The sequence below is a fragment of the Halobellus sp. genome, from assembly GCF_042218505.1.
Taxonomy (GTDB): Archaea; Halobacteriota; Halobacteria; order Halobacteriales; family Haloferacaceae; genus Haloquadratum.
In genome coordinates this window covers 1-18,326 of sequence record NZ_JBDGQZ010000063.1, presented here as the reverse complement: position 1 = coordinate 18,326, position 18,326 = coordinate 1, and the positions used below count along the sequence as shown (strand labels likewise).

The 18,326-nt window shown below is 59.5% G+C and carries 18 protein-coding genes; 4 read left to right on the top strand and 14 right to left on the bottom strand.

Annotated elements, in window-relative coordinates; translation table 11 throughout:
• Window positions 1–241, bottom strand: a 241-nt coding sequence (locus ABEI27_RS14925; protein ID WP_375800204.1) for a hypothetical protein, incomplete at its 3' end; no start/stop codon positions are given.
• Between the two features lie 116 nt (window positions 242–357).
• On the opposite strand from ABEI27_RS14925, the gene ABEI27_RS14920 reads away from it, so the two are divergent.
• Window positions 358–1,155 carry an MBL fold metallo-hydrolase gene (locus tag ABEI27_RS14920; RefSeq protein WP_375800203.1) on the top strand — a complete coding sequence of 266 codons (798 nt, stop codon included), beginning with the start codon at window positions 358–360 and terminating at the stop codon, window positions 1,153–1,155.
• Between the two features lie 6 nt (window positions 1,156–1,161).
• Here ABEI27_RS14920 and ABEI27_RS14915 read toward each other — a convergent pair whose 3' ends face one another.
• The 7 genes from ABEI27_RS14915 to ABEI27_RS14885 form a co-directional block, all read right to left on the bottom strand.
• Complete coding sequence (locus tag ABEI27_RS14915) at window positions 1,162–2,061, bottom strand: NAD(P)-dependent oxidoreductase (RefSeq protein WP_375800202.1); 900 nt, start codon at window positions 2,059–2,061, stop codon at window positions 1,162–1,164.
• A gap of 78 nt (window positions 2,062–2,139) precedes the next feature.
• Window positions 2,140–3,588, bottom strand: a complete 1,449-nt coding sequence (aldA, locus tag ABEI27_RS14910) for an aldehyde dehydrogenase (protein WP_375800201.1) — start codon at window positions 3,586–3,588, stop codon at window positions 2,140–2,142.
• 102 nt (window positions 3,589–3,690) lie between these two features.
• Window positions 3,691–4,563, bottom strand: coding sequence for an ABC transporter permease (locus tag ABEI27_RS14905; protein ID WP_375800200.1), 873 nt, complete (start codon window positions 4,561–4,563; stop codon window positions 3,691–3,693).
• Window positions 4,560–5,459 (bottom strand): ABC transporter permease, encoded by a 900-nt coding sequence (locus ABEI27_RS14900; protein WP_375800199.1) that lies wholly within the window; start codon window positions 5,457–5,459, stop codon window positions 4,560–4,562. Before ABEI27_RS14900 ends, ABEI27_RS14905 begins: the two co-directional genes overlap by 4 nt.
• Before the next feature lies 1 nt (window position 5,460).
• Complete coding sequence (locus ABEI27_RS14895) at window positions 5,461–6,513, bottom strand: ABC transporter ATP-binding protein (RefSeq protein WP_375800198.1); 1,053 nt, start codon at window positions 6,511–6,513, stop codon at window positions 5,461–5,463.
• A 231-nt stretch (window positions 6,514–6,744) separates the two neighbouring features.
• On the bottom strand, window positions 6,745–7,881 hold the full coding sequence (locus ABEI27_RS14890; RefSeq protein WP_375800197.1) for a PotD/PotF family extracellular solute-binding protein: 1,137 nt from the start codon (window positions 7,879–7,881) through the stop codon (window positions 6,745–6,747).
• 114 nt (window positions 7,882–7,995) lie between these two features.
• Window positions 7,996–8,586: an ester cyclase gene (locus ABEI27_RS14885; protein ID WP_375800196.1), complete on the bottom strand. Its 591-nt coding sequence runs from the start codon at window positions 8,584–8,586 to the stop codon at window positions 7,996–7,998.
• A 155-nt stretch (window positions 8,587–8,741) separates the two neighbouring features.
• Here ABEI27_RS14885 and ABEI27_RS14880 point away from each other — a divergent pair, with 155 nt between their 5' ends.
• The 3 genes from ABEI27_RS14880 (at window position 8,742) to ABEI27_RS14870 (ending at window position 12,593) form a co-directional block, all read left to right on the top strand.
• Window positions 8,742–9,512 (top strand): IclR family transcriptional regulator, encoded by a 771-nt coding sequence (locus tag ABEI27_RS14880; RefSeq protein ID WP_375800195.1) that lies wholly within the window; start codon window positions 8,742–8,744, stop codon window positions 9,510–9,512.
• Window positions 9,513–9,887: 375 nt separating this feature from the next.
• Window positions 9,888–11,240 carry an aminomethyl transferase family protein gene (locus ABEI27_RS14875; protein ID WP_375800194.1) on the top strand — a complete coding sequence of 451 codons (1,353 nt, stop codon included), beginning with the start codon at window positions 9,888–9,890 and terminating at the stop codon, window positions 11,238–11,240.
• A 90-nt stretch (window positions 11,241–11,330) separates the two neighbouring features.
• Window positions 11,331–12,593 (top strand): amino acid ABC transporter substrate-binding protein, encoded by a 1,263-nt coding sequence (locus ABEI27_RS14870; protein WP_375800193.1) that lies wholly within the window; start codon window positions 11,331–11,333, stop codon window positions 12,591–12,593.
• A 25-nt stretch (window positions 12,594–12,618) separates the two neighbouring features.
• Here the strand turns inward: ABEI27_RS14870 and ABEI27_RS14865 are convergent, their stop codons facing one another.
• From ABEI27_RS14865 to ABEI27_RS14840, 6 genes are all read right to left on the bottom strand, one after another.
• On the bottom strand, window positions 12,619–13,566 hold the full coding sequence (locus ABEI27_RS14865; RefSeq protein ID WP_375800192.1) for a VOC family protein: 948 nt from the start codon (window positions 13,564–13,566) through the stop codon (window positions 12,619–12,621).
• Between the two features lie 67 nt (window positions 13,567–13,633).
• The gene (locus ABEI27_RS14860) at window positions 13,634–14,416 is read right to left on the bottom strand and encodes an HpcH/HpaI aldolase/citrate lyase family protein (RefSeq protein WP_375800191.1); all 783 of its coding nucleotides are present in this window, start codon (window positions 14,414–14,416) and stop codon (window positions 13,634–13,636) included.
• Window positions 14,417–14,499: 83 nt separating this feature from the next.
• Window positions 14,500–14,865 carry a VOC family protein gene (locus tag ABEI27_RS14855; protein ID WP_089768094.1) on the bottom strand — a complete coding sequence of 122 codons (366 nt, stop codon included), beginning with the start codon at window positions 14,863–14,865 and terminating at the stop codon, window positions 14,500–14,502.
• A 131-nt stretch (window positions 14,866–14,996) separates the two neighbouring features.
• Entirely contained in the window at window positions 14,997–15,455 is a 459-nt protein-coding gene (locus tag ABEI27_RS14850) for a universal stress protein (RefSeq protein ID WP_375800190.1), read from the bottom strand.
• Between the two features lie 151 nt (window positions 15,456–15,606).
• On the bottom strand, window positions 15,607–16,707 hold the full coding sequence (locus tag ABEI27_RS14845) for a hypothetical protein (protein WP_375800189.1): 1,101 nt from the start codon (window positions 16,705–16,707) through the stop codon (window positions 15,607–15,609).
• A 201-nt stretch (window positions 16,708–16,908) separates the two neighbouring features.
• Window positions 16,909–18,138 (bottom strand): phage integrase SAM-like domain-containing protein, encoded by a 1,230-nt coding sequence (locus ABEI27_RS14840; protein ID WP_375800188.1) that lies wholly within the window; start codon window positions 18,136–18,138, stop codon window positions 16,909–16,911.
• Window positions 18,139–18,326 lie beyond the last annotated feature (188 nt).

Genomic DNA, 18,326 nt, shown 5'->3' with positions numbered 1-18,326 from the left:
ACTCGCCGCCGAAGAGGATGTAGTTGTTCTTTTCGAGGTCCGGGAACGCGGTCAAGATCGGCTCCCAGAACCGCTCGGCGATTCCCTCGACGCCGCGGCAGTCGTCGAGTGGTGCCGGCCCGCGCAAGACGGCGTCGTCGTGGTAGTACTCGGAGACGAGCGCCTCGGCCGTCTCCGGTGTCGCCTCGTGGATGGTTTGTGAGAGCGCGTGGACGCGCTCTTTGTCACTGGTAGCAGACATTGGTAATATCCAACACGCGAGTGATTCGTTCGGGGGTACCTAAATCATACGTTCGGGCGACAACGGTCCCGCCGCATCGACGGTATATATTTATATGCCGACCGAATTGATCCACTATGGCCGACAGTTCACCCGTCGTCAGAGAACTCGACATCGCCGACACCGTCTACGATATCACCTGGCAGACCGCAGACGAGGGGCCCGAGATCACACAGGGGGAACGTCACCGGACGTACTTCTACGATCTCGACGGCGACATCCCGACGCTCGTCGACACCTGCTTTCAGAACCGCGTGGAGTTCCTCTTCAAGGGAATCGAAGAGATCGGTGTCGAACCGGAACGGCTGATCATTACCCACCGGCACCTCGATCACGTCGGGGCGTTCGACGAGGTGGTCGAACGATACGGCTTGGAGACGTGGGTGCCCGAAGAAGACAACGTCGTCGAACTCGACGACTACGGTATCGACATCCAGACCAAACCTGATCACCTCTTCGGAGACGGTGAGGAGATCGGCCGGTTCGAGACGGTGCACGTACCGGGACACTCACCCGGAAACTCGGTCCTCATCGACGAGGCGGCCGGGATCGCCCATTGCGCGGATACGGTCAGCGGGTCTGATCGCCGTGGACTCCCGCCGGGCTATCTGTTGCATCCTCCGCAGGCGACCCACACGAATCAACCGCCCGAGGCGGCTGTGGCCGCCGAGAAGAACCTCGAGAAACTCCTCGAGTATGACTTCGAGGTCGCCATCCTCAACCACGGAACGCCCGTCTTCGAGAACGCCTCCGAGAAGCTGAAAAGATACGTCAACTTCGAGGCGAACTTCGCGGACGAGGGGCGTTCGATCCACGCCAACGACCGGAAGACGATCGACGCCGCCGAACTCTACAGCCGCCTCGACGAGCAATAAACAGTCTCAATCGCCGCCGACTCGATCTTCCAATTCCTGCTCGAACATCTTTACGACCGCACCGACGTCCTCCTCACCAAAGCCCTCGTCGCTGGCTCGGGTGTAAAGCCGGTGGACCAACCCACCCATCACCATCGGGAAGTCCTCGTCATCGGCCATATCGACCGCCAGTCCGACGTCTTTCCGTGCGAAGTCGACGCTGAACCCGGCCTCGAAGTCCCGTTCGAGCACGCGCGGCATCCGGCTCTCGAACGCGACCGACGTGGCACTCGCGTTGCCGAGGATGTCCCAGAGGCGTTCGCCGTCGATCCCATAGCGTGCGCCGAGCGCGACGGTCTCCATCGCCAGCAGCAGATTCCCCATCGACATCGTGTTGTTCAATAGCTTCATCGCGTGGCCGGATCCCGACGACCCAGCATAGTGGAGTTCCGCACAGAGTGCAGACAGCACGTCCTGAGCCGGTTCGGACTCGAAGACCGCCTCGTCGCCGCCGACGAGACCGGTTAGCGTGCCCTCTCGGGAGTTCTCTGGCCCCCCTGTGATCGGCGCGTCAAGGATGTCCGCGGGGGTCTCGGCAACGGCGTCGGCAACGACTTCTGTCGTCGGTGGCGCGATCGTGCTCATCTCCAGGAATATCGTCTCGACGGCCTCGTGTGCGAGGCCATCGTCGCCCGTGTACGTCGCTTCGACGATCTCCGAATTCGGGAGGCTCGTGATCGTCACGTCGGCCTGACGGGCCACGTCGCGGGCGCTCTCGGCGGTAGTTCCGCCGTATTCTGCGAACGCCTCGCGGGCCGTCGGCTGGATGTCGTAGCCATAAACCTCGAACCCCTCGTCTAGCAGGTGCTTCGCCATATTGCCGCCCATCTTGCCGAGTCCGACGACTCCGGCTGTCGTGTCGACCATACGCGAGAATCTGCCCTGCCGGTATTATATTTAACGACTACACACAGTGACCACGGGGAGAGAGTGAGAGTCCCGAGATCAATCGAAATTGTGATAGACCGATTTGATCTGCGTGTACTTCATCGCGCCATACTTGCCGTCCTCGCCACCGATTCCTGACTCGTTCCAGCCGATGTGGTGGCCCTGTTGGGCGCCACCGCTCCCGTTGATGAACGTCTCGCCGAATTCGAGGTCCTCCGCGATGCGCATTGCATCGCGATAGCTCTCCGTGAACACGTACGATGAGAGTCCATACCGGGAGTCATTAGCGAACTCGACAGCCTGGTCGACGGATGCGACTTCCACGACCGGCGCGACGGGGCCGAACACCTCCTCGTGAATCACGTCCATATCTTGATCAACATCGGTGAGGACCGTTGGCTGGATCCAGAAGCCCGTCTCTGCGGGCGCTTCGTCAACACCGGCTCCGCCGGCGGCTACGGTGGCACCCTGTTCAACCGCGTGCCGGATCGCGTTGTTCGTTTTCTCCAGCTCATCGGCACTCACCTGGGGACCCATATCGGGATCGTCGCGCGGGTCACCGATTTCGACCGCTCGCATCGCCTCAGTGAACCGCTCTTCGAACTCCTCACGGACATCCTCGTGAACGTATATCCGCTCGACACATGTACAGACCTGTCCGGCGTTGATCGTGCGCGAAGCGACGATATTCTCGACGGCAGTCTCTATATCAGCGTCCGCAGCGACGATGGCTGGCGCCTTCCCCCCAAGCTCGAGAGAGACACGAGTGAGGTCGTCGGCCGCGTTACGCATAATGGCTTTACCAGTGTCGACGTTCCCCGTCATCGTAACATAATCGACCTCGTCGTCCGATACGAGGCCGGCGCCGACAGCGCCCCCGCCTGGGACAATGTTCAGGACGCCCGACGGGAGATTGACCTCCTTGTGGATGAGATCCATCAGTTCAAGCGTCGTCACCGGGGTGAGTTCGCTCGGCTTGATGACCGTGGTGTTGCCCGTAACAATCGCGGGGGCAAACTTTCGTACGAACACCGAAACAGGGAAATTCCAAGGGATAATTCCTGCGACGACGCCGTAGGGCTTCCTGAGGAGGTTGATCGATTGTCGGGGTTCGCTGCCGGGGACGACGTCGCCCTCAATGCGGCGGTCCCACTCCGACATATACCGGGCGATGTCGGCTGAGGCTTCGATCTCGTACTCTGCGACCGACCGCGTCTTCCCCTGCTCTCGGACGAGCGTGTCTGCGAGCGACTCGACATTGTCCTCCAGGAGGTCGGCGATCTCTCTGACCAGGTCGCCGCGCTCTTTCGCCGGCCGTCGCTCCCACTCCGGTTGGGCCGCCCGGGCCGCGGCCGTCGCCCGGTGGACCTCGGCTTCCGTCGCCGACAGCACGGAGACGAACGCTTCTTCGGTGGTCGGATCGACGACCGGAATCCGGTCGTCGCTGTCGGATGCGTGCCACTCGCCGTCGATATAGAGAGGCGTCTTGCCAGGATCTACCGTCATACCAACTCCTCTTCGGGTCGCAATGGTAAATGTTTGCCCTCGAAGCGACCCGAAGCGAGCGCGAGGGTATCAACGGTTTCGTCCGACGGTATAAAGACAGTATCAGATATCCGCTGTGACGGCCTTGAATCCGACGAGCCGTCCGATGAGCAACACCAATACCAAGACGAGGAGGATCTGGACGGTCGCCGTCGCGGCCACGAGGGGCGACGAGTCGAACTGCAGGAACAGGAAGATGCGAACGGGCAGCGTCGTCGTGCTCCCGCCCGAGAGGAACAGGGCGATGACGGAGTCAGTAAAGGAGAGGATGAACGCCAGCAGGAAGCCGGAGACCACGCCGCTCCGCATCAGTGGGAGCGTGACCTTCCGGAAAGCCTGAAACTGGTTCGCTCCAAGGTTCCGGGCCGCCTCTTCGAGCTCGGTGTCGATCGATTGGAGGGCCGTCATCGCCGTCAGGAAGGTGTAAGGAATCGTGATCACGATGTGTCCACCCGCGATCTGGAGGAACGCGGGGAGCCTGCTGATGATGCCCGCATTGTACACGACCATCAGCGCCAGGGCGATGATGGCCGGCGGGAAGATCAGCGGCAAGAGGAAGTACATCACGACCTCGTTCTCGAACGGAAGGTCACGTCGTACAACGCCGTACGCGGCCAGAATGCCGAGGATCGTCGAGATGACGCCCACAGCGATCGCGATCGGGAGGCTGACGAAGAAGAACGCATCGAAGAACTGGCTCTGGAGGAAGGCTTCGTACCATCGAAGCGAGAACCCCTGCGGCGGGAACGTCTGGTAGTCCGTCGACGTGAACGAGACCGCGACGACGATCACGACGGGCAAGACGAGCACGGCAAGGCTCAGCGCCAGCAGCGTGTAGTAGACCGCGTTGCCTGCGACGAGACTCGGCGTCGACAGCGACCGCGACTCCGACGACCCAGTCGGCAGCGCTCCGGCGAGCGTACTCAGAAGGCTCATTGTGAGGCCCCCATCCGGCCCTTGATGAGGCTGAAGTACACGTAGACCAGCGCCGTGGTCGCGAGCGTCAGGACCGTTCCGACTGCGCTCGCGAAGGGCCAGTTAGTCGAGTTGACCGCGTGCGTGTACACGAGGAGCCCCATCGTGAGATCCGTTCGTCCGCCCATCAGCGCGGGCGTCACGATGGAGTTCATCGTAAGCACGAACACGAAGATCGTCCCTGTAATGAGTCCCGGGAGGCTGAGCGGGAGCGTCACCTTGAGGAAGGCCTCGAGCCGGTTCGCGCCCAGGTTCCGCGCGGCCGGGATCAGTGAATCGTCCAAATCCTCGATCGCGGAGTACACGGGGAGGACTACGAGCGGGAGGTAGACCCCCACCAGACCGATCGTGACCGACGTGGTGTTCCCCAGCAGATTGAGCTGCATCCCGAAGGCAGCCGTGAGGAAATCGTTGATGACGCCATTGGTCGCAAACAGGACGATCCAGCCGTACACGCGGACGACCGTTCCGATCATCAGGGGGAGGAAGACCGAAAACAGCGCGAGCTGCCTTCGGATCGGTGTGGTCCGGGCGATGAAGTACCCCAGCGGATATCCGAACAGGATGCAGACCACGGAGACGATCACCGAGAGCTTGACCGTATAGGTCAGGACCGATCGGTAGAAGGGATCGAACAGCAGCGACTGGTAGTGGTTCAGGGTGAACTGCCAGCGGATGATCTTGGTCGCGCTGTACTCGAAGAAACCGATGGAAACCGTGTACGCGAACGGGAGGAGCAGGAAGACCAGGAGGTAGGCTGCCGGCGGGGCCAGCGGCAGGTACTCGTCGGCCTCTTCGGAGAGGAGACGATACGACGTCTTCGTCTGATCGTACACGCGATTGATCGAACTCAGCATATCAGGCGTCCCCCTTCCCGATGAGGTCGTAGTCTGTGAACCTGACGGAGACGACGTCGCCCTCGTCGTGTTTGGGCGCACCGAGCTTGGTGACGAGGAACTCCGTCCCCTCGATGTCGACGTTGTACTCGGTGACCGACCCCAGGTGGACCGTACTCACGACGGTTCCGTCGTAGGCGTCGTCTTGGCTGTCCTCCCCGTCCAGTGTGATGTCTTCGGGGCGGATGTAGAGTAGTTCCGACGCTGGGTCTGCGGGCGGGTCGTCGAGCGGAAGCGAAAAGACGTCGTTCTGGAAGGCCGCCCGTCCGTTCTCCCGGACCACGTCCCCGGAGATGAAGTTCGAGTCGCCGACGAAGTTTGCGACGAACTCCGACTGGGGGCTCTGATACAGTTCCGAAGGCGGCGCGTAGCGGATCTTCTCGCCCTCGTGCAGAACGAGGACGCGGTCCGACAGCGTGAGCGCCTCTCGCTGGTTGTGGGTGACATAGATAGACGTGATCTCCAGCCGATCGTGGAGGTCTGCGATCTCTCGGCGCATCTGCTCGCGGAGCTGTCTGTCGAGGTCCGACAGTGGTTCGTCGTAGAGGAGCAGGTCCGGTTCGAGTACGAGCACGCGCGCCAGGGCAACCCGCTGCTGCTCGCCACCGCTGAGGTTCTGGATACTTCGGTCTTCGTAGCCAGGGAGGGAGACGACCTCCAGAATGTCGGAGACACGCTCTTTCAGTTCGTCCTCCGAGAGGTTCTCACGGTGACGCAGCCCGAACGCGACGTTGTCGAAGACCGACATATGGGGGAAGAGCGCGAGCCGCTGGAACACGAGCCCCATATTCCGGTCTTCCGGCGGAAGCCCGATCATATCGTCCCCTGCGACGACGATCTGTCCATCGTCGGGCTCGACGAACCCCGCGATCGACTTCAGCATCGTCGTCTTTCCGGATCCCGACGGTCCAAGGATCGAGACGAACTCGCCCTCTACGACGTCGATCGACACGTCATCTACCGCGACGACATCGTCGTACGTCTTCCGCAGGTCCAATAAATCTACGAATGCCATTGATTGTTCTATGAGACAATTAGAAATCAAGTATTTAAATCTTCCTCATTTTTGTGGCCGGAATGAGGTGTATTCAACTGTCGTAAAGTTTCGTGTCCGAATGGACATCGATCGTCGACGGAGTCCGAGAATCGACAATTACTGCTCAACAAACGTAATGAATAGCCGGGCAGACAACCCGGCGGAGGTGGGTGACAGGGTCGGCGGATGTCGGGAGCCCTTCCTGGAAGATCAGCGCGCGATGATCTTCCGCCACTTCGAGGCCACTTGCGGCTTGATCTCTTGGACCTTGACCCAGTCGATGCCCATATTGAACCGCGAGATCTGTTCGTCGGTGAGGACCATCGTGGGGTGTTTCTGCTTGGCCTCCTCGGAGATGTACTCGTAGGACTTCGGCGTGGCCGGCGGATAGCCGAAGGCCTCCGCGAAGTTGGCCTGGACCTTGGGATCGTACGCCCCTTGGAGGAACTTAACGGCCGTCTGTTTCTGGGCCTCGGGCACGTGTTTGGTCATCGGATAGCCCCAGTAGTCCATCACGGAACCGCCCTTCGGGATGGAAAAGCCCATATCGAAGCCCTGGTTGTTCCGCAACTGGTCGACGCGAGCAGACAGCCAGGGCGCGGCGTAGATCTCGCCGTTCTTCCAGAACTGCATCGCCTGGTCGGTCGACGACGTGACCTTCGGGTCTGTGACCTCGACGAACTCGCGGAGCCAGTCGAGTCCGGGCTGGATGTTGTCGAGGGTGCCGCCCATCACTTGGTTGATCGCGAAGAAGTACTTCGAGCCGGCCTGGTCCCACGCCCCGATACTGACTTTCCCCTTGAGCGCGGGGTCGATCAGGTCGTTCCACGTCTTGAGTGTGAGGTCGAGCTTGTCCTTCCGCCAGGCGAGACCACGCGGGAAAACCGTCGTCCCCCCCATATATCTATTCTTGTACGCGTCCGCGACGTTGTCCATATTGTCGACGAGGTCCATCTGGTTGGCCACCGCGCCGCGCTTGCCGAGTACCTGGGCTCGCATCCCGTCGAGTTCGACGAGGTTGTATTGCGGACTCTTGGGCGACTGTTTCAGAGCTGAAACGTACTGTTCCGACGGCACAGCGGAAAACTCCAGTTTGTGCTCTTCTTCCCACGTCATCTTTCCATTCCGAAACGGATCGTAGAACGCGTTCGCGCGGGCGTCGCCCCAGCTACCGCCCGTGCCCGCCAGGGTGACCTTGACGTTCTTTTGTCCGCTGGTGGTGTTCCCGCTGGTCGTGCCACCGGTGGTGCCTCCAGACGTTCCGCCGCTCGTCTTTGTGTTGCTCCCCCCGCCACCGGAACATCCCGCGAGAGCCGTCGCTACGGCACCGGTACCGAGTGATTTCACTACTTTTCTGCGAGTCAGTGGGCTGCCATCATTTCCCATAGTCGTTCACCGGGTGCATAATAGTTAAAATTAACTGTTATTGTCGGGACACTGACGCCGACCACCACTCCCGTGTTAGCGCGTAGGAGGGCTCTCGGAGTCCTCTTCGGCATCGCGATCCTCGGAGGTACACGCCCACTCCATCGCGGCATTGTCGTAGTTCGACCACTCTTCGGTGTACTGCCACCGGCCGTCAACCTTCTCGATCAGGCAGTTGTAGATGCTGAGATTGTTCTCACGCGTGAGTTCTTTCCCTGTCGGGGGACCGAACTGGCTGTGTCCGGTGTTTTTGCCGATCATATAGCTGGGCATACTCGTCTTGTAGCCGTTTTCCTCATTTCCTTCCCAGAGGACGTCAAGAATCTTGATTTTGATCCCAGGGAATGCGGACTGCCAGTTGAGCGTGTGTTCGATGATTTCGTCGGTGCCCTCGACTTCGTTGCCGTTGGCGGCGTGGATGACGCAGTCGTCGTCGTAGTAGTACTCGATTCGGCCGGGCATCTGGAGGTCCCAGATTTCGTAGGTTGACCGAATAATCCACGCTTCGACATCGAGTCCTCCGTCGTCAAGAATGAACTCCTCGTAGTCGATCGGTTCGTCCTGGTAGAGTTTTTCTTCTGACATTTGTACAGTCTCGCCGATGCTATAGAGGGCAGGTTCCTCCATACATTCTGGCACAATCTAATCCTAAATAAAATATGTGATGCCTGATATCGACCACGAGAGAAATCTAGTGCAATGTGTGCAACAATATTGGACAAAAAGCGGTTTCATCGATAGGGTGAGAAAGGCTCTTATTCCCCTATATCGAAATGTGTGGTATGCCAAAGCGACACAACGTGCTCAAGTCGGCGGATAAGCTGTTTGTTATACTTGAACATCTGAAATCGAACGGCGCTAAGACTGTCACGGAACTCTCGAACGAGCTAGATATCCCGAAGAGCACGGTGCAGGTGTATCTGAACACGCTGTACGACAACCAGTTCGTCGCCAAGAGCAACGGGGGCTACGAGATCGGGCTGCGGTTCCTCGAGTTCGGGATGTACTCGCTGTGGAACGAACCGATCTTCCCGCAGGTCAAATCAAAAGTAGAAGAACTGGCCGACTCAACCGGAGAACTGGCCGCCTGCTTCGTCGAAGAGCAGTGCGAGGCCATCTACGTCTACGGAACTGAAGGCGAGCGATCGATCCGGACTGATCTCTCTGTCGGCGATCGGTCGCCGCTCCACTGCACGGCGAGCGGAAAGGCCATCCTGGCCCATCTGCCTGAAGACCGGATCCAGTGGATCGTCGAAGAGCGCGGACTCGAAGCGAAGACCGAAAACACAATAACCGATCCGGACGAGCTATTGGACGAACTTGCCGAGATTCGGGACCGCGGGTATGCGATCTCCAATCAAGAGTCAGTCGAGGGAATGCGAGCAGTCGCCGCACCGGTCCTGCTCGACAGCACCGTCGCAGGTTCGGTCAGCCTCGCTGGGCCAGCGAACCGTTTCGTCGGCGAGCGCTTCGAGGAGGAGATTCCGGAGACGGTCACAGGCGCCGCCAACGAACTTGAACTCAAACTTACGTACTCCCAAAGTGGCATCTAGCGATAGACCGTGAGGAACGAAAATAACGAATGTACATATGTTATATTTAGTAAAATCGCTCTACTGTCCAATCGGGCCAGTGGAAACAGTAAGTAACAGTCGTACATCTGTTACCCGTATCGATAAAGCGGACAAATAATTATTTTATATTTGTTCAACAATAGTAAACAACTGCTGTATGGAGCTACTCTGGCGATGTTATGCGATAAGTTGGCACAATAGAGGTGTTCAGGGATGGTTGATTCCGTGGTTACCAGTGCCTAAGTGTTGAACAGGAGCGAGTGCCATACTAGCATAAGAACGTGAATACTGTTTATTATAGTTGAATCGAATCGCAACCAAAATCTTATAGTAGTCCGATTAGTTCGACTTCGTATGGCAAACAAAAGCCTACAGTCTGCTTTAGAGGTAGCTGAATGCCCAGTAGAGATGCTGCGGCAGGCAGGGGGCCGATGGACGTGGCCCCGCGAAGTCGCACGCGAGTACACTAATTGGATGGACGAACTCCGGGCGACCCGTGAAACGTGCGTCCTCGCAGACCTCTCTCACCACCAGATGGACCAGGTCATCGAGGGCCCCGACGCCTTCGACGTCCTGAATCATCTCTCGACCAACAGCTTCGACGGGTTCGACGTCGGGAAGGCCAAGCAGGCGATTATGTGCAACCCGGACGGCTACTTCATCGGCGATGGCGTCCTTCAGCGCATCGGCGAGGAAAAGTTCGTGATGAGCGGCAAGGTCCCGGCCGCACACTGGGTAGCCTACAACATCGAGACCGGCGGCTACGACGTCGAGCAGACGATATACCCCAAGTCATCGAAGAACCCTGACGACCCGTATTTCTTCACTTACCAGGTCCAAGGCCCTAACGCGTTGGATGTGATGCAGGAGCTTGTCGACGACGACCTCACCGACATCCCGTTCTTCAACTTCAAGCGAATCACCATCGCGGGCGAAGAAGTCCGCGCCCTGCGCCACGGGATGGCCGGCGAGGTCGGTTTCGAACTGCAGGGTTCCTACGAGCATAGCGACCTGATCAAGGACGTCATACTTGAAGCTGGCGCCGACTACGGGATCAAGCGGCTGGGCACCCGAGCGTACGAGCCCCTTAGCGTCAAACTCGGCTGGGTCACCACCCACGTCCCTGCGATCTACACCGGTGCTGAAATGCGGGAGTACCGCGAATGGCTCGATGCCGACAGCTACGAGGGCACCTACTCGATCGGGGGGAGCTACTCTGCCGAAGAGATCAGCGGCTATTACGTGAGTCCGATCGACCTCGGCTACGACCATATGGTCACCTTCGATCACGACTTCGTGGGGAAAGAGGCGCTCAAAGCCGAGGTAACCAATCCTGAACGGACCCGCGTCACACTCGTGTGGGACGATGAGGACGCGGCTGGCCTCTTCGCGTCGTTGTTCCAAGACGAGCGGCTGCCGCACAAGATCTTCGATCTGCCCCGCGACCGCTGGGGCGCACACCACGACGAGGTCCTCTCCGATGGCGATGTCGTCGGCATTTCGAAAAGCTTCGCGTACTCCTACAGCGATCGCCAGATGATTTCAATCTGTTCGATCGACACGGAGTACAGCGAGCCCGGCACCGAGGTCACGCTGGTCTGGGGCGAAAAGAACGGCGAGTCGCCGAACCCGACCGTCGAATCGCACACGCAGACGGAGATCTCGGCGACGGTCCAGCCGAGCCCGTACCTCGAAGACTCCCGATAACATCCAGGTGCGTCGACGAGTCCGCCGTCGGCCTCACCGGGATGATATCTGAAAAAAACTTTTATTTATATCAGTTCTGTGGATAATACTATGGTAAACAGTGCCACGCCTGTCACTCGACGGGCCGTTCTCAAAACCGGGGGCGCGACCGCGGTGAGTGCCACAGCACTCGCCGGGTGTTCGACGACTTCCTCGACGGGCGGCAGCTCGAAGGGACCGATACTCATCGGGGCGACAATCCCCAAGACTGGCCCGCTCTCTTCGACGGGGCGATCGATGCTGCGAGGATACAAGATCGGAATCGACTACATCAACAGCAACGGCGGAATCGACGGCCGCGAGGTGAAACTGATAATCAAAGACGACGAGGGCGACCCGAAAAAGACGCGTTCGAAGCTCCAACAGATCGTCTCGAACAACGATGTCGCATTGCTGTGGGGGAGCTTCTCCAGTCTGCTCGTCACCGCGGGGAGCGCCTTCGCCGAGAACCAGGAACTCCCGTTCCTCGGAAGCACCTTCGCCTATATGAAGCCACACGAGCAGAAGAACTACGAGTGGACGTTCGCGCCGTTCCCGAAGAGTCGGGACATCGCGCGAAACACCAAACTGTGGTTCGACTCGTTGGGACCGAACTCGCCGACACGGCTCGCGATCTGGGAGCTTAACACGGCCTGGGGCCAAGAGATGGCCGACTACTGGGCACAGACCTTCGAAGGGACGAAGTACGACGTCGTGTTCCGCGAGACGTACTCAGTGGGCACGAGCGACTTCACCACGTTAATTTCACAGACCAAAGCCAAGGACATCGACGCGCTGCTGTCGAATCCGATCCCACCGGACGGGATCACGGCGGTCAAGCAGATGGCCTCGCAGAACTTCTCGCCGAAACTCGTCGACTTCGTCCGAGCCTCCGATCCGAGAGCGTGGACGTCGGCTCTCGGCAAGATGGGCAACTACGTAGGGAGTAGCGGGGTCGGCTGGCTCGCTGGGCTCGATACGACGGGCACGGACGCCCTGGTTGAGCGCTATCACCAGCAGGAGGACGTCGAGGCCGGGACGGTTCCGATCGACGTTCTCGGAGACGCGTTCGGGCTCACCCAGGTCGCCGCGCAGGCGCTCCAAAGCGCTGGCTCGACGACGAACACCGATATCAAAGACGCGCTCCTTCAGGCGACGTTCGATACCGTCCTCGGAAAGTTCGGATTCACCGACACCGGAATGCCGGAGCCAGGTCAGCTCGTCCCGGCGTGTGGGCAGTGGTCCGACGGCGCTCCGATGTTGGTCTACCCGCAGACGGACGGGGAGTACGCGATGGAAACCGTCTATCCGGTCCCGGACTTCGGTTCCCAGTAGGTGTGAGAAGGACGCTACCGACGAGCTATTCGTACCGGACCCGTTCGAGGTTGTCGATACCGCCGATCCACTGGTGATCGTCGCCGTCGCTGATGTCGTCTTCCTCCCAGGCGACGGGCTCCCAGTGGGGATCGAGCGTGAGGTAGCTCCCGGTGTTGAACTCGATGCGGTGGCCGCTCGTCGGATCACGAGCGTACATAAACTCCCCACGAGAGATACCGTGCTGGCCGATCCCGTCGACCGGAACGTCGTTCTCGTTCATCACGTTGTGTGCCGCAAAGAGGTCGTTCGGGGTGTCGACGCCGTACGCGACGTGGTGGACGGCAGGTTCGTCGTCCGCACTGCTGGATTGGACGACCGCGAGGTCAATCTTCACCCCGCAGGCGCTGAGGAACGTCCCCCACCGCGTGCCGTCGGCCTCGTCGTAATACTCCTGCACCTGGAACCCGAGCTCTTCGCGGATCCACTCCGCACACTCGAACCCGTCCGGATCCCAGATCTGGAGATGATCGATCCGGTGGGGTGCGATCGGATTGTTGTCCGAGGGGTCGTACACGCGGTTCTTGAGCTTCGAGCGGCGCTGGGCCGGTGGGTCTGGTTTCTCCATCTCTCCGTAGAGCTCGAACTGGTGGCCGTTCGGAACCTCGAACCGGATCGCATCGCCTTGACCGGGTTCGACGCCATCGTCGATCCAGGTCACGTCTATCTCCCGGTCGGCGAACCGGTCTGCGAACGCCGCCACGTGTTCGGGGGCTTCGGTCTGCCAGCCGATATGGTCAATCCGCGAGCGCTCGGCCTCGGTCAGGCTGAGCGAGTGATGATCGTGCTCGTCGACGGCTCTGAGGTAGACGCTGTCGTCGTCTCTGTCGACAATTTCCAGCCCCACCGTTCCGTGGAAAAATTCGATCGACGATTCGAGGTCCCGCGTCTCAAGCGCTACGTGGCCTAGTCGTGCGACTTCAGGCTGCATCATTCGTCGGTGACGGGACCACACGTAATAAATCTCCTGTCGAGCGGTCCGGAGTGAGACCGCAGCGGTCTCAGTCGTCGCCGCGGACCGCGCTCAGTCGGGAGCCGAGAGTCTGCTTGATCGATCCGAGATCGCCCCCGATACGCAGGACCTGGTAGCCTTGCGCCTCGGCCTCGGCGATGCGCTCGGGGTCAGTCCTGATCCCGCCGACGGGCACGTCGGCCTCGAGGCAGGCCTCTCGGATCGAGTCAATCTGGGCGACCACTTCCGGGTGATTCTTGTCTTCCGGGTGGCCCATCTGGACCGAGAGGTCCGAAGGACCGATGAAGACGAATCCCAGTTCTGGGACGTCGAGGATCGTCTCGAGATCGTCGACGGCGGTCGTTTTCTCGATCATCACGCCGAGACAGACCGACTGGTCTTCGGTCGCGACGTAGTCGCTCGCGGCGCCCCAGTTGCTGGACCGGCCGCTTGCCTTGCCGCGCTCGCCCGGCGCACCGTCGTAGACGAAGCGGGTGGCCTCAACCGCGGTCCGCACCTCCTCGGCGGAGTCGACACGCGGAATCAGCAGGTTTCGGACGCCAGCGTCCAGCACCTTTCGGATGAGCGGCGGATCGCCGGAGGGGAGCCGAACGAAGAGTTCGGTCCCGCGGGCCTCTGCGGCGCGCGTGAGATCCTCGAAGACGCGGCTGTCGTACGGACTGGGCCCCATATGCTCGAAGTCGAGCCAAACGAAGTCGACACCGAGCGTGCCGTACACTTCGATGACGGTCGGCGAGAAGGTCGAGGCACGTGCGCCGTAGACGACTTCGTCGTTCTCGAGGGCCTCGCGTAAGCTGTTGCTCTGGTTCATATTATGTATCGGATCGGTAGGGTCGGTGTGAGATATACTGATTCAGTCGGTGCGACGAATCCAGCGACTCCGGTCGTCGGATCTCAGTCTTGGTCGGTAACGATCTGGAACCGACGGCCGTCGGGGTCACGAAAATTCGTGATCGTGCGGCCGGTCTTGTCCACGTCGTAGGGACCGACGATCGAGTCGATCTCGGCATCTTCGAGGTCTTCGGTCACGCCGTCAATATCCTCGACGGCGAAGGCGATGTGGTTGATGCCCGGTACCTCTTCGCCCTCGACAGTGTGGATCTCGAAGAGTGGTCCCTCGCCGTCTGCGGGCACGTACTCGTAGGACTCGCCGTGATGCTCGGTCTGACGGTGCTGCTCGTATCCGAGTTTCTCGAAGAACTCGGCCATCTCGTCGGCGTCGCTCGCTTCGATCTCGATGTGGTCGATCGTTCCAATCACGAATGGAGGTGCTCGCCCATAGTATATAAATAATTGCTTGTAGTCATTTGTTGTTGATATCCACCCGAAAACACGAGCTCTATGGGAGGAACTACCAGTCCATTCGTCTTCCGTCCGTTCCCCGTATGGGGTCACTCCCGACGTACATACGTGACCGGACAGGGAGCGTTCAGTAGCACCTGTTGGGCGTAGTCGCCGAACATCGCCTTGCCGGTCGGCGACCTCCCCCGCCCACCGATGAAGACGCGGTCGACCTCCAGGTTCCGGGCCGTCCGCACGATCTTTGTGTCCGGCGCACCGACCGCACCGCGAATCTCGTAGTCGATTTCCCGCTCGTCCAGTTGCTCCGCGGGGGTTCGGATCGCCTCGTGACGTGCTGCGAGTTGACTCGGCCCGAACGGCTCTGCGTCCGGGCTGACGTCCAACTGGTCGATGAGGTCGTCGTACTCCTCCTGCGGGAAGACGTGCTGTATGTACAACGTGGCTCCAGTCGGCTCCACTAACTGTAGAGCCACGTCCAACAATCGCTGTACGTGTTCACGATCCTTCGGACCGAACGCGAGCAGTACGCTATCGACCGACTCAGGCATACGCGGACCCACACACGGGTAGAGTATAGTAGTTTGCTTTTTCCGACAGGTGCCTGTTCGTGGGTCAATCGTCGTCGCGACCGACGCCCGGCGCACTCGTAGCTCGTTTCACCGAGCGTATCCCTGACAGCCACCCCAATGTGTCGTGGGATCAGGTACTCTCGCGGATCCGTTCAGCGACGGTCTCGAAAGTCACGCGTTGCTCAGTTTCGATTGAAAGGCGGTTGACCACGAGATCAAGTACGTTTAGCTGCCGGAGTAGTTCGCGCGTTCGTTCGTGACCGATACCCAGGTGACTATGAACCTCGTGGACTGTTCTGGCCTGCACCACGATCTCAGCGAGTTCACGAAGCGTGACGTCGTCCGGCAAGCCAACGCCATCCGTGAGCAAATCTTCCTTCGGGAGTGGCTCCACAGACTCAGCCTCTAAGCTGTCGAGTTCGGGCTGTGGGCTGTCTACTCGAACCGATGTGGAGTCTTCGGAGTCCTGTGTCGAACGGGTTGCGGAACCATTTACAGGCCGGGCATCTGTCGCCACTGAATTGTCGGTTGATCTAGCTGGCTGACTCTGGTCGATCGTCGCATACGACTCGGGTGAATGGATACCTGCATCAATCATATACCGGCGAACAGTTTCGGCAGAGACGTCGAGTTCGATCAGATCACTCATTTCATCGAAAGTCTCCGAAATCTCATACAGCCGACGGAGGTACTCCGTGTCCTCGAAGGAGGGAACAGAGTCGGTGCGTGCCGACTTGAGGGCCGACTCGATTCCCTCACTCCCAGCTGTATCGCTGTCAGTATCTGCTGCGTCTTTCGACAGCCGGGAAGAAATACCACGGAATTCGTTCGAATCGACATTATTTGGATACTCGTCCTCTTCGAGATCAATTATAAGATTGAGTTCGATTAGGATCTCCCCATCTCGCGTCTCAAGCTTGTTCGGAGAGATCGATAGATTCGGCTCTCCGTCGCCAGGGCTTTCGGTAGCCTCCGGTAGCAATGTCGACGAAAGGTCCTCAAAACGGAACGTGACGAACGGTCCAGCGTCATCTATCGATGCCGTCGAAGGAGAGCACGACAGCGGAGAGTCCTCGTTCAGGAGATCGCTGAAAGACGCGCTTACTTCCACGGTCGCGGACACTGATGCGTGCTGCTCGGCCGTGACCTCTACTCGGCGTGTAGACCGACCATCCTCGTCAAATTCCTTGAGCACGTTCGACAGTGTTTCAAACGAGGAGTGTAAACTCATTCCGTGCTCACGAAACTGGATCTATTATTGAAATATATAAAACTACGTGGAGCTTCTGGAGATGGGTGCTGCGTTGTAGTTGCCGTTCTCTGGAACTGACAGTAGGTTCGACTGTTTGGATCTGAGATTGTAAATGCTATTATATAATATTAAGTTAAAAAGAAAGCGATGATACAGAATCTGTTATGTTCCAGTATCGATTTATTCGATCGCTTCAGTGGCTAAATCACCGAGCTCTCCAGCTTCGATATGTGAATACCGTTCTCGTATCATTTCTTCAGAATTGTCCAGATATCGAGCAGCCACGGTATAGCCAAATGCTCGGACGAGAACCTCACCCATTCCTCGGCGACCACCGTGGGGTGCGAGATAGTCGTGTTTCGGATGGGTAATGTCGATTTCAGCCTCGTCGGAGAGCCGTTGGAGAATCGACCGTGCGCCGTCCGTCGTGATCGACGGCGGCCGAATGTCCTGATCAAACGCCAGTAACAGGTCGCGAGCGTATTCATCACGGCGCTCAGTAATTGCTTCGGGGCGTTCTCCCCGCTCTTCGAGCTCATCCTGAACGAATCCTGCGAGCGTCCGTTGGTCGAACGTGGGAAACACCGGCCAGCGCTCCGTCGGTGGGTCCATCAGCTGGCGGTAGCTCCGCAGCGGCGAGATCACCGGGTCGGGCAGACTCGCTGCGTCCCACTGCTGTTTCTTCCGGTAGACATCCATACTTCCGTCGTCGATCGAGAGGTCCTCCCAGCGCACGCCGCGCCGGCGCGGGTCGTTCGGATCACGGAGAAGTTCCCCGACGCGGACGGCGGTGTATGCGAGGACGAACACCAGAGCCCGGTCACGAGCCGCCTTCAGCGCCGCGTAGCGTCCTCGCTGCTTGTCGAGGGGGTCAGTATCCTCTGAGAGTATCGTGTACGCCTCGACGGCGTCGCGGGCCCGTTCGTCGACGTAGCGGGTGAGGGCGTGGCGCTGTTCGGACGTCCAAGCCTGCTGGTCGCCGGGCTTGCGGCCGTCGTCCTCCGGCAGCGGCGCCATCGCACTTGCCCGCTGCGCGTAATGCGCCTCGAGATATCCCTCGTTGACGCACCAGCCACACCACGCAGAGATATAGCGGTAATAGGTTTGTACCGTGTTCTGCTTGAGTCCCCGATCTCCACCGAGATGTCGGGCGTATTCCCGGAACACGCGTTCGTCTAGATCGTCGAAGGTCGGCTCGCGGTCGACGTCGTCGGGGACGATCCCGGTCCAGTCGTCGCCGCCACGGTCGCCGGCGGCCCACTCGGCGAACCGCTCGAGCTCACGAGCGGCGTTTCGTCGGTAGTTCCCGCCGTCCCCACCGCGGCCTTTCCCCTTGTCCTGGAGATAGCGCTCGAAAGACTCCGTGAGAGAGGTCAGTGGCGTCCGTTCCGTCGATGAATTCCGGTCCATAGTCTTGTGGAGTAAGGAACGTAGTCAGTCACATAGACAGACGCCGCCTTCCCGGATCTGGCTCACTGCGAACTGATGGACGGCGCTGGCGAGGTCAGTCATTGCTTCCGTCTGCTCTTCAGTTGGACGCCCGCCGCCGTAATAACTCTCTGTCCGGTTCTCGCTGTAGAGGTCCTTCATCGCCTCTG